Below are 17,077 nucleotides of genomic sequence, written 5' to 3'. Positions count from 1 at the left end.
TTAATTTCTAATAACTAAAAGGCCTGCAAATGCAGGCCTTTTTTATACTTATGTAAAAAGAAAAAGCCTTTAGAGAATATCTAAAGGCTTAATAATTTTATTTAATATTTTGGTTATGGGCGATCTCTTACAACTAGTGTTTTAGAGTTGTCCCAAGTTGTTACCTCAGCAATAGTATTGTTAGTATAATCTACTTCTGTTAAATTTCCATTATTCCAAAAAAACCATTTGCCAGTTTTTTCACCATTGGCATATTGCGCAACCGCGGTCTTCGCACCAGTCTTATCATAGGCAACCCACTTTCCGTGAAGTTTACCATCTTTATACGTGCCTTTTTGTTTAACTGCTCCATCTTCATAAAAAAAAGTTCCTTTAATTAAATCTCCTTGTTCTTCAAACTCAGGCTTTACATCTTGTGCAAATAGTGCGCCTGTAAACACTAGTGCTGTCATCATTAATAGCTTCTTCATAACCAAATTATTTATTATTACATAACAAAGATAACATATATTTTACATTAAAAACAAGTTTTGGTAACATTAAAATAACATTAAAGCTTTAAAACACTGATTATGAAATGATTAAATATAAAAAAACCACTTCTGGGTAGAAGTGGTTTTAATATAATTCTATGAATTAATGATTTATGCTCCTGTATTTTCAGATAATGGAATATCAAATACATTAAATATTTGGTCTCCAGCTCGGTCTATTGGTAGCATATCAGACATGTTGTAACGTCTTAAGTCAAACATTCTGTGGTTTTCACTCCAAAGTGAATAACGACGTTGTCTTAGTAATTCTTCAGTTAAAGCATCTGTAGTAGTTGGTCCAGTATAATCACCAATATTACCAGACACATTTCTAACTACGTTTAGTGCAGTTACTGCATCACCAGGACTTCCAGCTAAGATACTTGCTTCAGCATATAGTAAAATAAGCTCTTCGTTTCTTAAGATATCTATAGGAGAAACATTTGTAGCGTATAAACGTGTTTCAAAATCTCCAGTTAACTCATCCTGAGTAGATGGATCTGGTCTTAAAGCAGTCTTACGTTCTACTCTTGCATCACCAGGCGTTGCATCTGCAATAAAGCTTGGGTGTACAACTATTTGGTCACCATTATTTGGGTTTTCCGGAGTAGATGGACCTCTAAAAACAGGATTAGTTTGGTCATTAGCTTGTTGAGAAAACACATGCTTTGGTCCTGCATTTAGCTCCTCTAAAGTTGTTGCATCTAGGTTTAAAGAAGAACTTGCAAGTGCTGTTAGTGCGCCGTTACCGTCGCCAGCATATACAGCAGCTAAAGCAGCTACACCTCTATTAAATTCCTGAAAATCAGAAACACTAGTGCTAAAACCAGCTAAAGGGAAAATAAAACTTGTACCGGCATTAGATAAATTAGTGTTAGCTTCTTCTAATAAAGCTCTAACATCTGCTATTGCAGCATTAAAATCTAAAATAGGACCTAAGTTTAATTCATCTGCAACATCAGTTCTTGCCATTCCGTAAGACTTAAGTATTTGTATAAGCTCGTATGCTTGAATTGTTTTTGCAAAACCAGCATAACCATTACGTTCTGTGTCATCTATAGACTCAGTGTTGTCAATAGCATTTAGTAGGATGTTAGTGTTTTTTATAGCACGGTAGTTACCATTCCATTGAGAAACACTATAAAATGAATTGTTATCTAAACCAATTCCGTTTTTTCCTAATAAATCTCCTGTGTTACGAGGATCTGCATCAAAAAGATACAATTCTCTAGCCATAGTTCCGCTTGCTGTAGTTTCTACACCAAGGCCATTACGAGTAGTAGACTCTATACCAACAACTAATTCGTTTAGTTGTCCTATTGTTGCATTTTCTTGTACACCACCTAAACTTGGGGCGTTAGGATCAACGACTTCGTCGAACTCACAAGAACCAAAGGTCATTGCCGCTAGAGCAACTGTTCCTATGATTGAAATTTTCTTAAAAATATTTTTCATAATTACTTTTTATTAAAATGATACGTTAAAGTGGAAGTAAAATTGACGTGAACTTGGGAAAGGAGTTACCTCAATACCACTTGATAGGCCAGCACCACCATTTACAGAAACTTCTGGGTCGTAACTAGAGTAATCTGTAATTGTAAAGATGTTTCTAGCAGATAAACCAAATTTTACGGTATCTACTGTTTCGCCAAATATGTTGTTTACAGTTGCACTTGGCAGTCTGTAATACACAGCAGCTTCTCTTAATCTTACGTAACCAGCAGGCTCAACAAAACGTAATGCGTTTGCAGGTTGCCCTAATCTGTCTTGTCCTTCTGGAGTTTCTAAATCTGGAGATGTTTGTCCTAAATCTGTAAGGAATCTAGAAAGGTTAAGGTTTTCACCACCTTTTTTCCATTGTAATAGGAAAGATACATCTACATTATTAAATAACGTTAAGCTGTTATTAAATGCCATTTGGAAATCTGGCTCTACGTTACCTACTTGTAATAGCTCACCATCTACACGACCAACAAGTTGTGTTACAGGTTGTCCTTCTTCAATATAAAAAGTACCTAAACCAGTACCAAAACCAGCACCTGGCTGAGCAAATGCAGGAACATCTAAGCGTGTTACTTCAGAACGGTTAAGGTAAAATTGAACACCTGTATTCCATTTAAAGTTTTCAGTATCTACAACATCAGATCTTACAGCTAATTCTATACCTTCATTCATAAGGTCTGCTAAGTTTGTAGTTTCTGTTGTAAAACCAGAAGATGCAGGAAGTGATCTAGAAAGAATAAGATCATCTACATTTTTGTTGTAATACGTTGCCTCTAAGTTAATACGGTTGTTTAAGAAGCCCATATCAAAACCTATCTCAAATTCTGAAGCTGTTTCTGGCTCAACATCTGGATCTCCTCTTAAGCCTCCTAAAGACTGTCCAGAGTTTCCTCCAATGTTACTAGACCCTAAACTTGTAAAAGTAGCTCCAAATCCTGCAGGCGCACCTGTTTCACCATAAGCAGCTCTAAGCTTAAACTGGTTGATAGAATCTATGTTCCAAAAGTCAAAGTTATTTAAGTTAACAGCAACAGAAGCTTTTGGGAATCCATAAAATTTATTTGGGTCACCATTTCTAGAAGACTTATCTAATCTATACCCTAAGGTAGCAATTACTTGGTCTTTATAGTTACCTTCAACTTGTCCAAAATATCCAAAATCTCTTTCGTCTGAAACAAACTGAATAATACTTTGGTTTACAGATTGAGATACATTTGTTTGTCCAGCAGCTAATTGAGAACCAATACTATTTACAAGGTTAGATTGTTGTTGTAAGTATGTTGTACCTAATTGTGTAGTTAAACCTAAGTCTCCTTCCATAGCATCGTGATTCCATATCGCAATAGCTTGAGTGTTAATTTGCGTAAAGTTGTTTTTACCTTGTGCAACAAAACCAAGTTGACCACTAGCAATTTGTCCTTGGTGATCTTCTGGAACGTAAACATAAGTTTGGTTAGCTAAATAATCTAAACCACCACTTAATACTAATTTTACACGGTTTACATCGTCCGTATATAACTTAGTGTTTAAAGTAAGACCTTGTATAATTCTATCATTTTGGTCTTCGTTTGTAGCTCTATCTCTCGTGTCTAATGGGTTACCAGGATAGTTAGGGTTGTTAGGATAGTTTCCATTTTCATCTGGGAAAAGGTTGTTCCAAGGTCTTGTAAATGCTAAAGTGTACCCATAAGATAAACCACCTTCATTTTCATTACCTGTAAAACTACGTGAAGAGTTACTTCTTACATAGTTTGTAGTAGATGTAAAGTCGAAAACATCAGAAAGTTTGTGATCTACGTTAGTTCTAATAGAAAAACGATCAAAACCAGTACGCTTTATAATACCTTCTTCATCTCTGTAAGACCCACCAACGTAAAAGCTTGTTTTTTCATTACCTCCAGTAGCACTTAATGCTGTTTCTGTAATTATACCAGTCTCACCATAAATAATATCTTCATAATCGTATAAAGAACCATTTGCTGCAAGTGTAGCATCGTATTTTAGAGCTTCATCTTCACCAAAAGTATCTACTACAGATTGTCTTGTCCAAGGTCTTAAACCTAAAGGATTAGCAATTCTTGTAATACCAACATCTTGCTTAAAATTAATTTTTGTTTTTCCAGTCTTACCTCTTTTAGTTGTAATAATTATTACACCGGCATTACCACGTTGTCCATAAATAGCAGCTGCAGAAGACCCTTTAAGTATTTCAATATCTTCAATATCGTTTGGATCGATATCTGCAAGACGGTTTGAAGAGTTTTCCTCGTTTCCACGGTTTGCACCAGATGCAAAACGTAATCCAGAAGGAATCTCAACATTGTTAATGTATACTCCATCTACAATAATAAGTGGTTGGTTGTTACCGTTAATTGAAGAAATACCACGTAAACGTAGTGCGAAACCTCCACCTGGCGCACCAGAAGAAGATGTAATATTTACACCTGTAACTTTACCATAAAGTGCACCATCTACACTAGTTTGTCCAGTAGTTCCTACAAGTTCCTCGGCAGATACTGTAGAAACTGCATTGGCAAGGTTTTTACGTTTTACAGATGTTCCTAGTCCTGTAACTACAACCTCATCAAGTGCAGCAGCAGACTCTTCTAATGAAGCATTAACAGTTCCTGCAGATGAGACAGAAATCTCTTGGGTGGTAAACCCTAATGAAGAAAAAACCAGAGTTGCAGGTGTAGCTCTTAGTTCTATAGTATAATTACCATCAATGTCGCTCACTGCGCCATTGTTTGTTCCTTTTTCGATAACGTTTACAAAAGGAACGGTTTCTCCTGATCCTGCTTTAGTTATTTTTCCCGTAACCGTCTGTGCGACCATAGCTAAAGGAAAGATAAGCAGTACAAGCAAAATCAATTTTTTGCTAAAATACAAGTGTTTCATAATGAATTGGATTTGATTAATATGTGACGAATGTAGAAAATACATAAGCGAATATAATGCATTTGTTAAATATTTAACAAATAGAAACGTTCATTGTTCTAAAAACAAGGTGTAAGTGCAATAAGTGAGAAACAACTATTAAAATATGCAATATTTTTGTTAAATTGTAAAATCTAGCTGCAGTTTAAAGAGATAATCATTTCTCGTAATTCCTATTCTTTTACAGTGCTTAAATCTATACAAGTTCTTAAATTTGCACTCTTAAATTTAAGTTATGTATAGATCACATTCTTGTGGTGAGTTAAACTCAGATCACATTGGTAATCAAGTCACTCTTTCTGGATGGGTGCAAAAAGTAAGAGATAAAGGTTTTGTGGTATGGGTAGATCTTAGAGATCGTTATGGTATAACTCAATTAGTTTTTGATGAGGAGCGTACGTCTTTAGAGATATTAAATCGTGCCCAAGAACTTGGTCGTGAGTTTGTTATACAAGCAAAAGGAAAGGTAATTGAGCGTGAATCTAAAAACAAGAATATCCCAACTGGTGATATTGAAGTGCTCGTTGAAGAACTTACTGTTCTTAATGCTGCAAAAACACCTCCTTTTACTATTGAAGATGATACGGATGGCGGTGAAGATTTAAGAATGAAATACCGTTACTTAGATATAAGAAGAACTCCAGTTAGAGAGAACTTAATATTTAGGCACAAGGTTACTATTGCAGTAAGAAACTATTTGTCAGACTTAGGGTTTATTGAAACCGAAACTCCATACTTAATAAAATCTACACCAGAAGGTGCAAGAGATTTTGTTGTACCTAGCAGAATGAATGAAGGACAATTTTATGCCTTGCCACAATCTCCTCAAACTTTTAAGCAATTGCTTATGGTTGGTGGTATGGATAAATACTTTCAAATTGTAAAATGCTTTAGAGATGAAGACTTAAGAGCAGATAGACAGCCAGAATTTACACAGATAGATTGTGAAATGGCGTTTATAGATCAAGAAGATATCTTGAATACATTTGAAGGTTTAACTACACATTTACTTAAAGAACTTAAAGGAGTAGAGGTTACCGAGTTTCCTAGAATGACCTATGATGACGCAATGAAGCGTTATGGTAATGATAAGCCAGATATTAGGTTTGGGATGGAGTTTGGTGAACTAAACGAAGTTACACAACATAAAGACTTTGGTGTATTTAACTCTGCAGAACTTGTAGTAGGTATAGCAGTACCTGGAGCATCATCATATACTCGTAAAGAAATAGACGCCTTAGTAAATTGGGTTAAAAGACCTCAAGTAGGTGCTTTAGGAATGGTGTATGTAAAATGTAATGAAGATGGAACCTATAAGTCTTCGGTAGATAAATTTTATGACCAAGAAGATCTAGCAAAATGGGCAGAAGTTACTGGTGCTAAACCAGGCGATTTAATTTGCGTGCTTTCTGGAGATACACATAAAGTAAGAACACAACTTAGTGCATTGCGTATGGAAATGGCAGAGCGTTTAGAACTAAGAAAGTCAGACGAATTTGCTCCACTATGGGTAATAGATTTTCCATTATTAGAATGGGATGAAGATACAAAGCGTTATCACGCTATGCACCATCCATTTACGTCACCTAAACCTGGACAATTAGAGCTTTTAGAAACTAATCCTGGAGAAGTGAAAGCAAACGCATACGATCTTGTCTTAAATGGTAATGAAATAGGTGGAGGTTCTATACGTATACACGATAGCAAAACTCAAGCTTTAATGTTCGATTATTTAGGCTTTACTCCAGAAGAAGCAAAAGCTCAATTTGGATTCTTAATGGATGCTTTTCAATACGGTGCACCACCACACGGCGGACTAGCATTTGGGCTTGATAGATTGGTAGCCATATTAGGTGGACAAGAAACTATTAGAGATTTTATAGCATTCCCTAAAAACAATGCTGGTAGAGATGTTATGATAGATGCTCCTTCAAAAATAGATGAAGAGCAACTTAAGGAGCTTCATCTTAAGCTTAACCTGTAATTATGAAAAAGTTTATTGTCATCTTATTTTTTAGTTGTGCAATAATACTTTGCCTTGGTTTTTGGAAATTAGATACAGAAGATGTTGCCTTGGGTCATAAACTTATAGGAACAGCTTGTTTGTTAGGCATGTTCATTCTTATACCTTGTTTTATATATTACCGTTGGAAAGGGAAAAATGTTAGAGATTATATGCTAACCGATGAAGCCTTTAAACGAATGAAAGAATTTAATAAAGACAAAGAGAAGAACAAACGAAATCCCAACAACTCTAAATAATTAAAAAACGCAGACTCTTATGAGCTGCGTTTTTTTAAGCTTTTTTCTGAAATCAATTTTGCTATATTTATAACATGATTGCAAAACGAGTTTGTTTAGAGTGTGGTACAAAGTTAATGGGTCGAGTAGATAAAAAGTTCTGCCATGACGGTTGTCGTAACGCTTACAACAATAATATTAATAAGGACAGTAAAAATCTTATTAGAAATATTAATAACAGACTTCGTAAAAACTACCGAATTTTAGAAGCGTTTAACCCCAAAGATAAAACCAAGACTACGCGTACTAAATTACTTGCCAAAGATTTTGACTTCAATTATTTTACAAGCACATATACAACCAAAGCAGGCAATGTGTATTACTTTGTTTATGATCAAGGTTATTTAGAACTAGATAATGATTTTTTCGCACTAGTAAAGCGACACTAACTAATATGGATACAGAAACTATTCTATTAATTGCAGGTTTTGCTTTTGCATTTATAATTATAATATGCAGTTACTATTTTTCAAAACGTAATGTTGTATTAAGGCAATTAACCAAAGTGAAAAGCACATCTTTAGTTAGTGTTAGGCATAATCAAAAAGTGAAGGTTTTTGGAAAAGTAAAAGCAGGTACAGATGTACTAACCGCACCATTAAGTAAAAGAAAGTGTGTTTATTATTACGTTGAAGTTAAAGAAAAGAATGGAAATAACGGAAGCCGAACCATCTTTAAAGAAGAACGTGTAAAAAACTTTTTGATTGAAGCAAATGGCGCTTTTGCAGTAATAAAACCGCAAACTAACTTAAAGACTGTAACTAGTTATGTGGTACAAGATATAAGTCATTCTACCGGATTTTTAAATGACGCTTCACCACGCTTAAGACATTTTATTAGGACAAGAGATATAGGAGCAACAACACTATTTGGTTTCAATAAAAACTTAGAATACAAAGAATCATCTATTGAAATAGGAGAGCGCATTGCTGTACTTGCTACAGCAAAATGGAAAAAATTAAACTCGCCTATCGAAGGTTACAACTATTCTAGCATATTAGAGCTAGAGGGAACACAAGACGACAAACTAATCATTACAGATGATCCTGAAGCTTTTAAAGACAAACTTTAACTTACTTCCAGTTTTGTTGCTTTAAGTTTAAAGCAGCTTTTAAAATATCTTTTTGACTAATTAATCCTACAAGCTTCCCTTCTTCAACAATAGGAAAACGCCTCCTTTTAGCGCTTAAGAATTGGTTGGCTGCATCAAAAATATTCATATTACCATCTATAGTTTCTACATCTCTTACCATGTGTTTTTCAACTTTAGCATCATCCATTGGTAAATTGTGGTATCTACTATCACTTATCTGTTTTATGCAGTCACCTTCAGAAATAATACCAACAAGTTCATTTTGGTCATTTACTACTGGACCACCAGAAATTTTGTGTTTTACGAGTGTCTGTATCACCTCCATCACGTTTTGGCTTGGTGTGAAGGTGACGAGTTTTCTACTCATATAATCAGACACCGTAATTTGCTCTTTGCTACCTTTTGTAGGTTTAGCTCTACGACCCATGTAATTTGAAATTCCCATAATATAAGTGGTTTAGTTAACACTTAAAGTTAGGTAATAATTTAATACAGGTCTTTATATTCTTCAATAAAATTAAAATACAGGCAGTTGAGAGTTAGTGGTTTACCAGTAAAAATGTTTAGCTTCAGCTTGTTTCTTAATAGCCGCTAACATCGCGCTCTGTAGGTTGTTAGCCTTATTTAATGTTGTAGTTTCTTTGGCTATGTAATTTTTTCGTTTGGTGTTTAATTGCTGTATTTTTTCTTGTAATTGCTTACGCTCTTTAGTTTTTACTACAATGTAGGCTTCAATCTCTGCTGTAGATTTTCCTGCCAATGCTTTAGGTAGTTGGGCAGTATTTAATTTTGAAAGGGTTACTTCATTTTCATTTACAGCATCTACAAGATCCCAACTTTTATTTGTGTAAAGATGAGAGCTTTTACTAACTGCTCTTTTAATTGCGCTACTCTCATTATAACTCATAGCATTATCATCTTGCGACATTTGTACTTCAGCTTTTTCTAGGCCTTTTGCGCCATACGGTATATAGGTGTTATTCAATTTTGTGTTTAATTTTAAAATAGCATCATCGTATGGAGAGGCAACGTGTACTATGGCCTTATTATGATCTATTGCCATATAATCGCCTCCAGTAAGTAGTGCACCATCTCGCCAATAAGAAGAAACGCCATGATTGTAGCTTCCGCAGAACATAGTATTTACGGTAATGTCATGTTCTTTAGCATTTTGTGAGGCATCAACATAGTTTATTTGTCCTTGCGTATACGGTTCATTTCCTGCTATAAAAATAAGCTTTAAGGTTTCGTCTTCGTTTTCCCATTCTAAATTGGTTACTGCAGTTTGTACAACTGTACCACAATATTCACTGCCGCCATTAGTAGTTAAAGAAAATAATGCTTTTGAGACATCATCTAAATCTTGTGTGAACTCTAAAATTTTGCGAGTATAGCCGTCATATTGAGAAAGGTTACTATTTCCATACTCATACAAAGCTATACTTAAGGTTGGTGCTTTTCCATAACATTTAGCTAAGGATAACTCATTTACAATATCCCAAAGTTGAGCTCTTGCTTGGTCTATTAACCCGTCCATACTATTACTGGTATCTAACAATAATGCAACCTGTATTTTTGGAGTCTCGTTAGTCGCAGGTGTGTGTAATTGGTGAGTAACTTCTGGAGCATCTGCTAAGAGAGTTTCAGATTTTGAATTTGCATTTACGCAGCCAATAAGACTTAAACAACTTACAATAATTGGTAGGGCATTAATTTTCATCATCTTTTTTTTAATTGAACATCATAAAAGTACTTGTACAGCAGTGCAATAAAAATTGGTAATGAGTAACTGGTATATACTATTGAGTGAATAGTCCATATGAATGATTCAGCTATTCAAAATGAGAGCAAAAACGTATTAAATTGAGTATTTACAGCACATCTGCATTTTTTTGAACCGTTTTATTGTAGTAGGTTTAACCTTTCAAAAGTACTTATGAAACACTTTTTTATCATCTTATTTTTCATCTGTTCAGTGCCTTGTTGTGTTGCTCAAATTGGAGAACAAACTATTGTGAGAGGTACAGTTTTAGAAGAAGGCACATACAATCCTTTTCCTAACGCTAATGTTGAGGTTGTTGGAGGCGCTTATACGACCACAAATGCGGCTGGCGAATTTAGGTTACAGGCAAGAATAGGAGAAGAGCTTGTCATTAGACACGAAGATTTTGAAACGGTGTATCATACCATTGGTAGAAACGACAATATTAAACTCACAGTTGCACCAAACAAAACAAAACCTAAAGCTGTAAAACGAAATAAACAGGTTACTCAAGAACGTTTTCAGCAGTATTTAGACTCTGCCAAAAATGTACTAAAAAAAGATGCAAAAATAAGTATCGAGTATGTTGCTAAGGCCTTGGCAACAGATCAAGAACAAGCGTTATCTAAACTTCAAAAAGCAAAGGCTTATGAGTTGCTGGGCGATATTTACACGTATTGGAAACAGCATGATTTAGCAGTAAGCAATTTCAAGTTTGCTATACGAGATAATGTTTCAACACAACGCCAGCTAAAATTGGCGAAAGCTTATACACTCAATAAGAACTACCAAGAAAGTATATCTCTTTATAATGAGCTTAAAAATAAATCGCTTTCTAATTATAATGAAGTTTTACGATTAGAAGGTTTGGGAGATACCTATAAAAATACTGGTGATTTAAATAAAGCTATTACCCAATATCAACAAGCGCTTACCTTGGCAGAAAAGCATTTGTTTACGCCAAAAGTTACAGACTTAAATTCCAAAATCGCGGAGGCTTATGATGCTAAAGGAGCTACTAAGCCTGCAGAAGATTATTATGAAAATTCTTTAAACCTTGCTAATAAGGAAACACGTAAACGTGCTGCAGAAGAAAAAACTAAGGTAGCAGATTTTTACAGTAAGAATAGATCTTATAGAGAAGAAATTCAATTACGCCAAGAGGCCTTAAAAGATATTGAGGTATTGTCTGAAGATGCTGTGGAGAAAGAACAGGAAATTGATAACGAGAGTGCATTAACGCCACAAAAACAAAACTATAAAATTGCAAACGCCTACGCTGCACAGGAAAATATTGAAGATGCCATACCGTATTTACAAAAGAGTATAAAAGAAGCCAAGACAAATAATGATTTGGTGGTGCAAAAGGACGCAACTAGAAAATTAGGAGAGCTTTATAGAGCAAAGGGAGATATAACTAAAGCCGAAGAAACGTTTAAGGATTATGAAGTTGTTGTAGATCAACTTTACGTTCAGAAAGAACAGGAAATTTCTCAGGCAGCTCGGTTTAGTAGAGACCTCACACTAAAACAAACTCGAATAGAAAGCTTAGAAAAAGATAGAGCGCTAAATGAGTCGCGTTACCAATTAGCAGTAGAAAATCAAAGCTTAGTAAACCAAAGCAACAGAAGACAAAAATGGATTATTGGTGTTTTAATTGCATTGGCGTTGGCACTATTGGTTGCAGCATATTTAATGTACAGGAATAATAAACAACAAAAATTTGCAAATAACTTGTTGGCTTTAAAGTCGCTGCGCTCACAAATGAATCCGCACTTTATATTTAACGCACTCAACTCTGTAAACAGCTTTATAGCAACTAATGATGAGCGTGCCGCTAACAGATATCTATCAGAGTTTTCTGGGCTTATGAGAGCTGTTTTAGAAAACAGTGAGGAAGATTTTATACCATTATCAAAAGAGATAGAGCTGCTTCAAAAGTATACCAAGTTAGAGCACTTTAGGTTTCAGGATAAGTTTGATTATGATATTTTGGTCGATGATGCAATCCCTACAGATCAATTTAAAATTCCGCCTATGTTATTACAGCCTTATGTAGAAAATGCAGTGTGGCACGGCTTGAGGTATAAGGAAGATAAAGGTAATTTGTTGGTGCATTTTCAATTAAAAGATGAGCATACAGTAGTTATTATAATTGAAGATGATGGTATTGGCAGAGCTCAATCTAAAGCTATTAAAACAGACAATCAGAAAAAACAAAAGTCTCAAGGCATGAGTAATATACAACGTCGTATTTCAATTTTAAACGATATGTATAGTGACACTATTGCAATTGCCATTTCAGATAAAGACCAAACTAACCACACAGGAACTCGTGTTGCTGTAACCTTAAAGAAACACTAATGATCTTAGATGCCATTTTAGTTGAAGATGAGGCAAGAAGCCGTGATATTCTTAGAAATTACATTACTAAATATTGTCCCAATATTAATTTGGTAGGCGAAGCAAGTGGTGTAGATGAAGGTCTTGAGCTTATAAGAAATCATCAATTAGATCTTGTGTTTCTAGACGTTGAAATGCCGTATGGTAATGCGTTCGACCTTCTTGAAAAAGTAGGTGATCGCACATTTGAAACAGTTTTTGTTACCGCTTATGATCATTATGCAAAAGACGCCTTAAATGCTCACGCTTCGTACTATCTTTTAAAACCAATAAATATAGATGAGCTTATAAAAGCTGTAGATTATGTGGTGGCTATAAAAACCAAAGAAACACAGTTAAAGGATAAAGTGCTTTCTGCAAATATAAAAGCTGTAGATGGTAAAATAACCATTCCTACACAAGAGGGTTTTGAGGTCTTACAGGTTAATAACATTTTATACTGCGAAGCAGATAACAACTACACTACCATTTATATAGAAGACACTAAAAAAGTGGTGAGCAAAACTCTTAAGTATTTTGAGGATGCGCTAACAGATTCTGGTTTTGCCAGAATACACAAATCCTATCTTGTTAATGTAAACGCCATTACCAAATATATAAAGGGAAAAGGTGGCCAAGTAGAGTTAAAAAACGGCAAAGTACTTTCTGTTTCTGCATCTAAGAAAGCAGATCTTTTAAATTACTTTTCCTGATCTTCTAACATAGTTAGTGCAAACTTAAGTTTCCAATACGGTATGGTTTCTTCAAAATGAAGGTAGTAGGGTTTTAAACCTTCAGGATGGTTTAATGTTTTACTTGCAGTCTTAACTTTATAGAGTTCTTCATCTGTTACAAATTCATTTAAGTTTAATGAAAGTTTATCTTCTAAATGAAGCTTTAGTAAATGGCTGTAAATAGTGTTTAAAGACAAATCACGCTCTTTGCTAATATCTTCAACAGGCATTCCTTGCGTATATAATTGAAGCGTTTGTTGGTACGTGTCTACCTTAGGTTTTTGTTGTGCATTATATGTTTTAATAACATCAATAAATGGTTCTGCATAGCTCTCTAACTTAGCTTTACCAACACCACTAATATCTGCAAAAGCTTCAATTGTGGTAGGTTGTTTCTTAATCATATCTTTTAAGCTGGCATCACTAAAAATAATATAGGCAGGCACATTTTTTTCAGCAGCTATAGCAGAACGCTTGCTTCGCAATTGCTCAAATAGGCTGTCATTCTTAGTTACTTTAGTAGTCTTAGCATCTTTTAAAGCTTTCACATCTTCGGTATGTGCTAATTGAATGTTCTGCCCTTCAAATAAAATTGCCTTTGCTAAAGGTGTAAGCACTAATCTTCCATTTTCGTGAAAGTAAACCTCCAACACACCAAGATTTATTAATTGAATAATGTATTGCTGTAAATCGTTCCAGGAAACATTGTTTATAGCACCATAGGTCTTTATATGCTGGTATCCTTTATCAAATACTTGTGCATTTTTGGCACCACGTAACACATCAACAATTATAGTGACACCTTCTTGTTCATTAACGCGTGCCACTGCCGAGCAAACCTTTTGCGCTATAACTGTTCCATCTACATATTTAGGCGGATTTTGACAAACATCACAATACCCACAATCTTTAGTAAGATGTTCTCCAAAATAATTAAGCAAGGCTTTTCTGCGGCAACTTAAAGCTTCAGCGTAATGTTGCATACGCTCTAATTTTGCCAACTGAAACTCTTCTGTAGCAGTGCCTTCGGTAAATCTGCGTAATTGTATCACATCTGCATAACTGTAAAACAGTAAGGTGTGTGCTTTTAAGCCATCTCGTCCTGCACGACCAATTTCTTGATAATAGCCTTCTATATTCTTAGGCATATTATAATGTATAACCCAACGCACATTACTTTTATCTATTCCCATACCAAAGGCAATGGTTGCCACAATAATGGGTGTGGTGTCATTTACAAAATCCTCTTGTATGCTAGCACGATCTTCTGGAGATAAACCTGCGTGATAAGCTTTAGCCTTATAGCCAGCTTGTTTTAGTTTTTGGGCAAGCTTTTCTGTACTCTTTCTGCTCAGGCAATAAATAATACCGCTTTGGGCACCTCGAGGACCTAAAAAATTAAGAATTTGTTTAATGCGACTTTGACCTGGTCTTACATCTAAAAATAAATTTTGCCTATCAAAAGAGGCCAAGTGCTTTTTAGCGTGAGAGATATTAAGCTGTTTGCTAATATCGTCTTGTGTTGCCTTATCGGCAGTTGCTGTAAGAGCAATTATGGGAATTTCCGGAAACTCCTTTTTTAAACTCCCAAGTTTAGTGTAGGCTGGTCTAAAATCATGTCCCCAAGCAGAAATACAATGCGCCTCATCTACCGCAATTAGGTTTAGAGTAATTGTACTAATGGTGTGGCGTAAGTTTGGTAAGCTTTCTGGTGCCACATAAAATAAAGATAACTCACCTTTTGTAAGTTGTTGCAACACGTGTTGCTGCTCTTCTTCTGGTTGGCTACTATTGTAATAAGCAGCAGATATACCATTGGCTCGCAATGCATCTACCTGATCTTTCATAAGAGCAATTAATGGCGAAATAACCAAAGCAGTTCCTTCTTTGGCTAATGCAGGCAATTGGTAGCACAACGATTTTCCACCACCAGTAGGCATAATAGCTAAGGTGTCTTTCCCCGAAAGCACATCGTTTATAATGGCTTCTTGGTTGGGCTTAAAGCTGTCATAACCAAAATGAGTTTTTAATAGTTGGGTGATAGATGAAGTAGTAGATGTCATTTAAAAGTGAGCTTTCTATAGTATACGTTGCGCCGTTAAGGTAAGAATTAGGGATGAGTGAAAAACGAAAAGCGAAGAAAAATATATGTAATATATATGTTGTTTTCTTCGCTATTGTTTTCTGGCTTTAAAATTATTTAGACATCATTAGCAGCTCACTGCAAACCACTTCTGTGGTGTAGCGTTTGTTGCCATCTTTATCGTCCCAAGAACGGTTGGTAAGCTTTCCCGTTATGGCCACTTCTTTTCCTTTACACACATAATTTTCTACAATCTCTGCGGTTTTGCCCCAAGCTACAATATTGTGCCAATAGGTTTGTTCTACCTTTTCTCCATTTTTGTCCTTATAAGACTCGTTTGTGGCGATTGAAAATTTAGCCAGTTTCTTACCTGACTCTAAGTTTATAATTTCTGGGTCTTGTCCCAAATTCCCGATCAATTGTACGTTGTTTCTTAGCGTTTGCATAATAATTAGTTTTTAAATTAAACAATTGAGATAATGACAGATTAGTTGTATTGACTGCCGATGCAAAGATGTAGCGGCGTTCTTGTATTAATCGGTAAGTAAATATTTGTAAACGATTGTAAGTGTTTGATGTCGTTTAAAAATGGTTATATAACTATATATTAAACTATTATATTAATTTTAAAATTTTAATTTTTTGTGTCTTTTATTGATTAAGTTTGGATTTGCGCTTATAAACTAGTTGTAAGTAATCTAAAAAAAAACATCAACCTAAAAATCAAACCTTTATGAGTAAGAATTACATTATCGCTTTTTTTGCAGTTTTAATGATTGTGTCTTGTGGAAAAAGCAAACAAGAAATCGAATTAGAAAAAGCTAAAATTGAATTAGAGAAAACTAAATTAGAATTAGCTTCAAAAAATGCAGAAGAAGAGCAAGCGAAAGTAGATGATGAAAAAGCTCGTAAGGAAAAGCAAGCCCAAGCACAAAATGCGAAAAAGCAAAAAGAACACGAACAGAATTTAAGAGTTGGTGTACAAAAAAAGCGTACAGACCTAAAAGAAATACTAAACCAAGCTACTTCTGCTTTAACGAGAGCCGAAAACAATTTAAACGAAATAAATGAATTTCAAATTGGCAGGTCTCAATCTACAAAAAATGAGCAGATGCAAACTGCACGTAATGAAATAAATCAAATCAATAGTTTCATATCTGGTTTAAAAACAGAAATGGCAGAATTGGAAATGCATAAGACTTTTAGTTTTCAGAAAAAACCAAAAAGTTTAATGGAATTTATATTTAAATCTGCCAAATCTCGTGACTTTTCTAAATTCAGATATTTATGTGACCCTTATGGCGAAAATGAAAAAGAAACCAATGGAATTTGCTATGCAGAAATGATACCAGCAATGGATGAACAAGTCGCAGAACAATTTGGAAATGGAAGAATAATTGGACAGGCGAAAATTAATGGTAATAAGGCAGAAATAGAATTTGCATTTGGTCCAAGTTCGAGTAGATTAGAAACAATGAAAATGGTTAACCGAAATGGAAGTTGGTATCTGATGGGAATGTAGAAAGACTGCTTACAACATCGTATAAAAAAAATAGGCAATTGGTGGCTAAACTGAATGGTTCAAGCACATTTTCAAGGTCGCCAAATTTTTAAATTTGGCTTATTGACAAAAAAAGATAATAAGAAAAATTTAAAAATTCGGCTTGTGCTCAACCCAATAGATAGCGTGCAAATCCGCCCTACAGTTCTTATACACAACCGTTTTGCATAATAGAAAAAAACATTGTG

At 34.8% G+C, this 17,077-nt stretch carries 14 protein-coding genes; 7 read left to right on the top strand and 7 right to left on the bottom strand.

The genetic code is table 11. From position 1 onward, the window contains the following. Positions 1 to 113: 113 nt before the first annotated feature. The 3 genes from CL818_RS07670 to CL818_RS07660 all read right to left on the bottom strand — a co-directional run bounded on the left by CL818_RS07670 (position 114) and on the right by CL818_RS07660 (position 4,871). A complete protein-coding gene (locus CL818_RS07670; RefSeq protein ID WP_041240852.1) occupies positions 114 to 470 on the bottom strand; it encodes a toxin-antitoxin system YwqK family antitoxin in 357 nt (118 codons plus the stop codon). 174 nt (positions 471 to 644) lie between these two features. Next, positions 645 to 1,988: a RagB/SusD family nutrient uptake outer membrane protein gene (locus CL818_RS07665; RefSeq protein ID WP_013186157.1), complete on the bottom strand. Its 1,344-nt coding sequence runs from the start codon at positions 1,986 to 1,988 to the stop codon at positions 645 to 647. A 12-nt stretch (positions 1,989 to 2,000) separates the two neighbouring features. After that, positions 2,001 to 4,871, bottom strand: coding sequence for a SusC/RagA family TonB-linked outer membrane protein (locus CL818_RS07660; RefSeq protein WP_238524720.1), 2,871 nt, complete (start codon positions 4,869 to 4,871; stop codon positions 2,001 to 2,003). A 337-nt stretch (positions 4,872 to 5,208) separates the two neighbouring features. Here CL818_RS07660 and aspS point away from each other — a divergent pair, with 337 nt between their 5' ends. From aspS to CL818_RS07640, 4 genes are all read left to right on the top strand, one after another. Then, positions 5,209 to 6,957, top strand: coding sequence for an aspartate--tRNA ligase (gene aspS, locus CL818_RS07655; RefSeq protein WP_272973030.1), 1,749 nt, complete (start codon positions 5,209 to 5,211; stop codon positions 6,955 to 6,957). 2 nt (positions 6,958 to 6,959) lie between these two features. After that, positions 6,960 to 7,235 (top strand): hypothetical protein, encoded by a 276-nt coding sequence (locus CL818_RS07650; protein ID WP_283642832.1) that lies wholly within the window; start codon positions 6,960 to 6,962, stop codon positions 7,233 to 7,235. A gap of 74 nt (positions 7,236 to 7,309) precedes the next feature. Continuing rightward, on the top strand, positions 7,310 to 7,663 hold the full coding sequence (locus tag CL818_RS07645) for a hypothetical protein (protein ID WP_272973031.1): 354 nt from the start codon (positions 7,310 to 7,312) through the stop codon (positions 7,661 to 7,663). A 5-nt stretch (positions 7,664 to 7,668) separates the two neighbouring features. Continuing rightward, entirely contained in the window at positions 7,669 to 8,346 is a 678-nt protein-coding gene (locus CL818_RS07640; RefSeq protein ID WP_272973032.1) for a hypothetical protein, read from the top strand. Between the two features lies 1 nt (position 8,347). On the opposite strand, the gene CL818_RS07635 is transcribed toward CL818_RS07640, so the two are convergent. After that, positions 8,348 to 8,812 (bottom strand): CBS domain-containing protein, encoded by a 465-nt coding sequence (locus CL818_RS07635; RefSeq protein ID WP_272973033.1) that lies wholly within the window; start codon positions 8,810 to 8,812, stop codon positions 8,348 to 8,350. A 102-nt stretch (positions 8,813 to 8,914) separates the two neighbouring features. Continuing rightward, on the bottom strand, positions 8,915 to 10,090 hold the full coding sequence (locus CL818_RS07630; RefSeq protein ID WP_336380107.1) for a VWA domain-containing protein: 1,176 nt from the start codon (positions 10,088 to 10,090) through the stop codon (positions 8,915 to 8,917). Between the two features lie 213 nt (positions 10,091 to 10,303). Here CL818_RS07630 and CL818_RS07625 point away from each other — a divergent pair, with 213 nt between their 5' ends. Together CL818_RS07625 and CL818_RS07620 are read left to right on the top strand one after the other, a co-directional pair. Further along, positions 10,304 to 12,493, top strand: coding sequence for a histidine kinase (locus CL818_RS07625; RefSeq protein WP_272973034.1), 2,190 nt, complete (start codon positions 10,304 to 10,306; stop codon positions 12,491 to 12,493). Beyond that, positions 12,493 to 13,224, top strand: a complete 732-nt coding sequence (locus CL818_RS07620) for a LytR/AlgR family response regulator transcription factor (protein WP_272973035.1) — start codon at positions 12,493 to 12,495, stop codon at positions 13,222 to 13,224. The genes CL818_RS07625 and CL818_RS07620 overlap by 1 nt, the downstream gene beginning before the upstream one ends. Here CL818_RS07620 and recQ read toward each other — a convergent pair. Further along, positions 13,212 to 15,308: a DNA helicase RecQ gene (recQ, locus tag CL818_RS07615; protein ID WP_286972565.1), complete on the bottom strand. Its 2,097-nt coding sequence runs from the start codon at positions 15,306 to 15,308 to the stop codon at positions 13,212 to 13,214. The two genes, CL818_RS07620 and recQ, sit on opposite strands and share 13 nt — an antisense overlap. A gap of 133 nt (positions 15,309 to 15,441) precedes the next feature. Next, positions 15,442 to 15,774 (bottom strand): single-stranded DNA-binding protein, encoded by a 333-nt coding sequence (locus tag CL818_RS07610; protein WP_013186146.1) that lies wholly within the window; start codon positions 15,772 to 15,774, stop codon positions 15,442 to 15,444. Positions 15,775 to 16,061: 287 nt separating this feature from the next. Here CL818_RS07610 and CL818_RS07605 point away from each other — a divergent pair, with 287 nt between their 5' ends. Then, complete coding sequence (locus tag CL818_RS07605; RefSeq protein ID WP_272973037.1) at positions 16,062 to 16,850, top strand: hypothetical protein; 789 nt, start codon at positions 16,062 to 16,064, stop codon at positions 16,848 to 16,850. Positions 16,851 to 17,077: the final 227 nt, after the last annotated feature.

Source organism: Croceibacter sp., from assembly GCF_002716225.1.
In the GTDB taxonomy this organism is placed as follows: Bacteria; Bacteroidota; Bacteroidia; order Flavobacteriales; family Flavobacteriaceae; genus Croceibacter; species Croceibacter atlanticus.
Note: the sequence above shows the minus strand (reverse complement) of the source record. Positions and strands in the feature narration are given on the sequence as shown.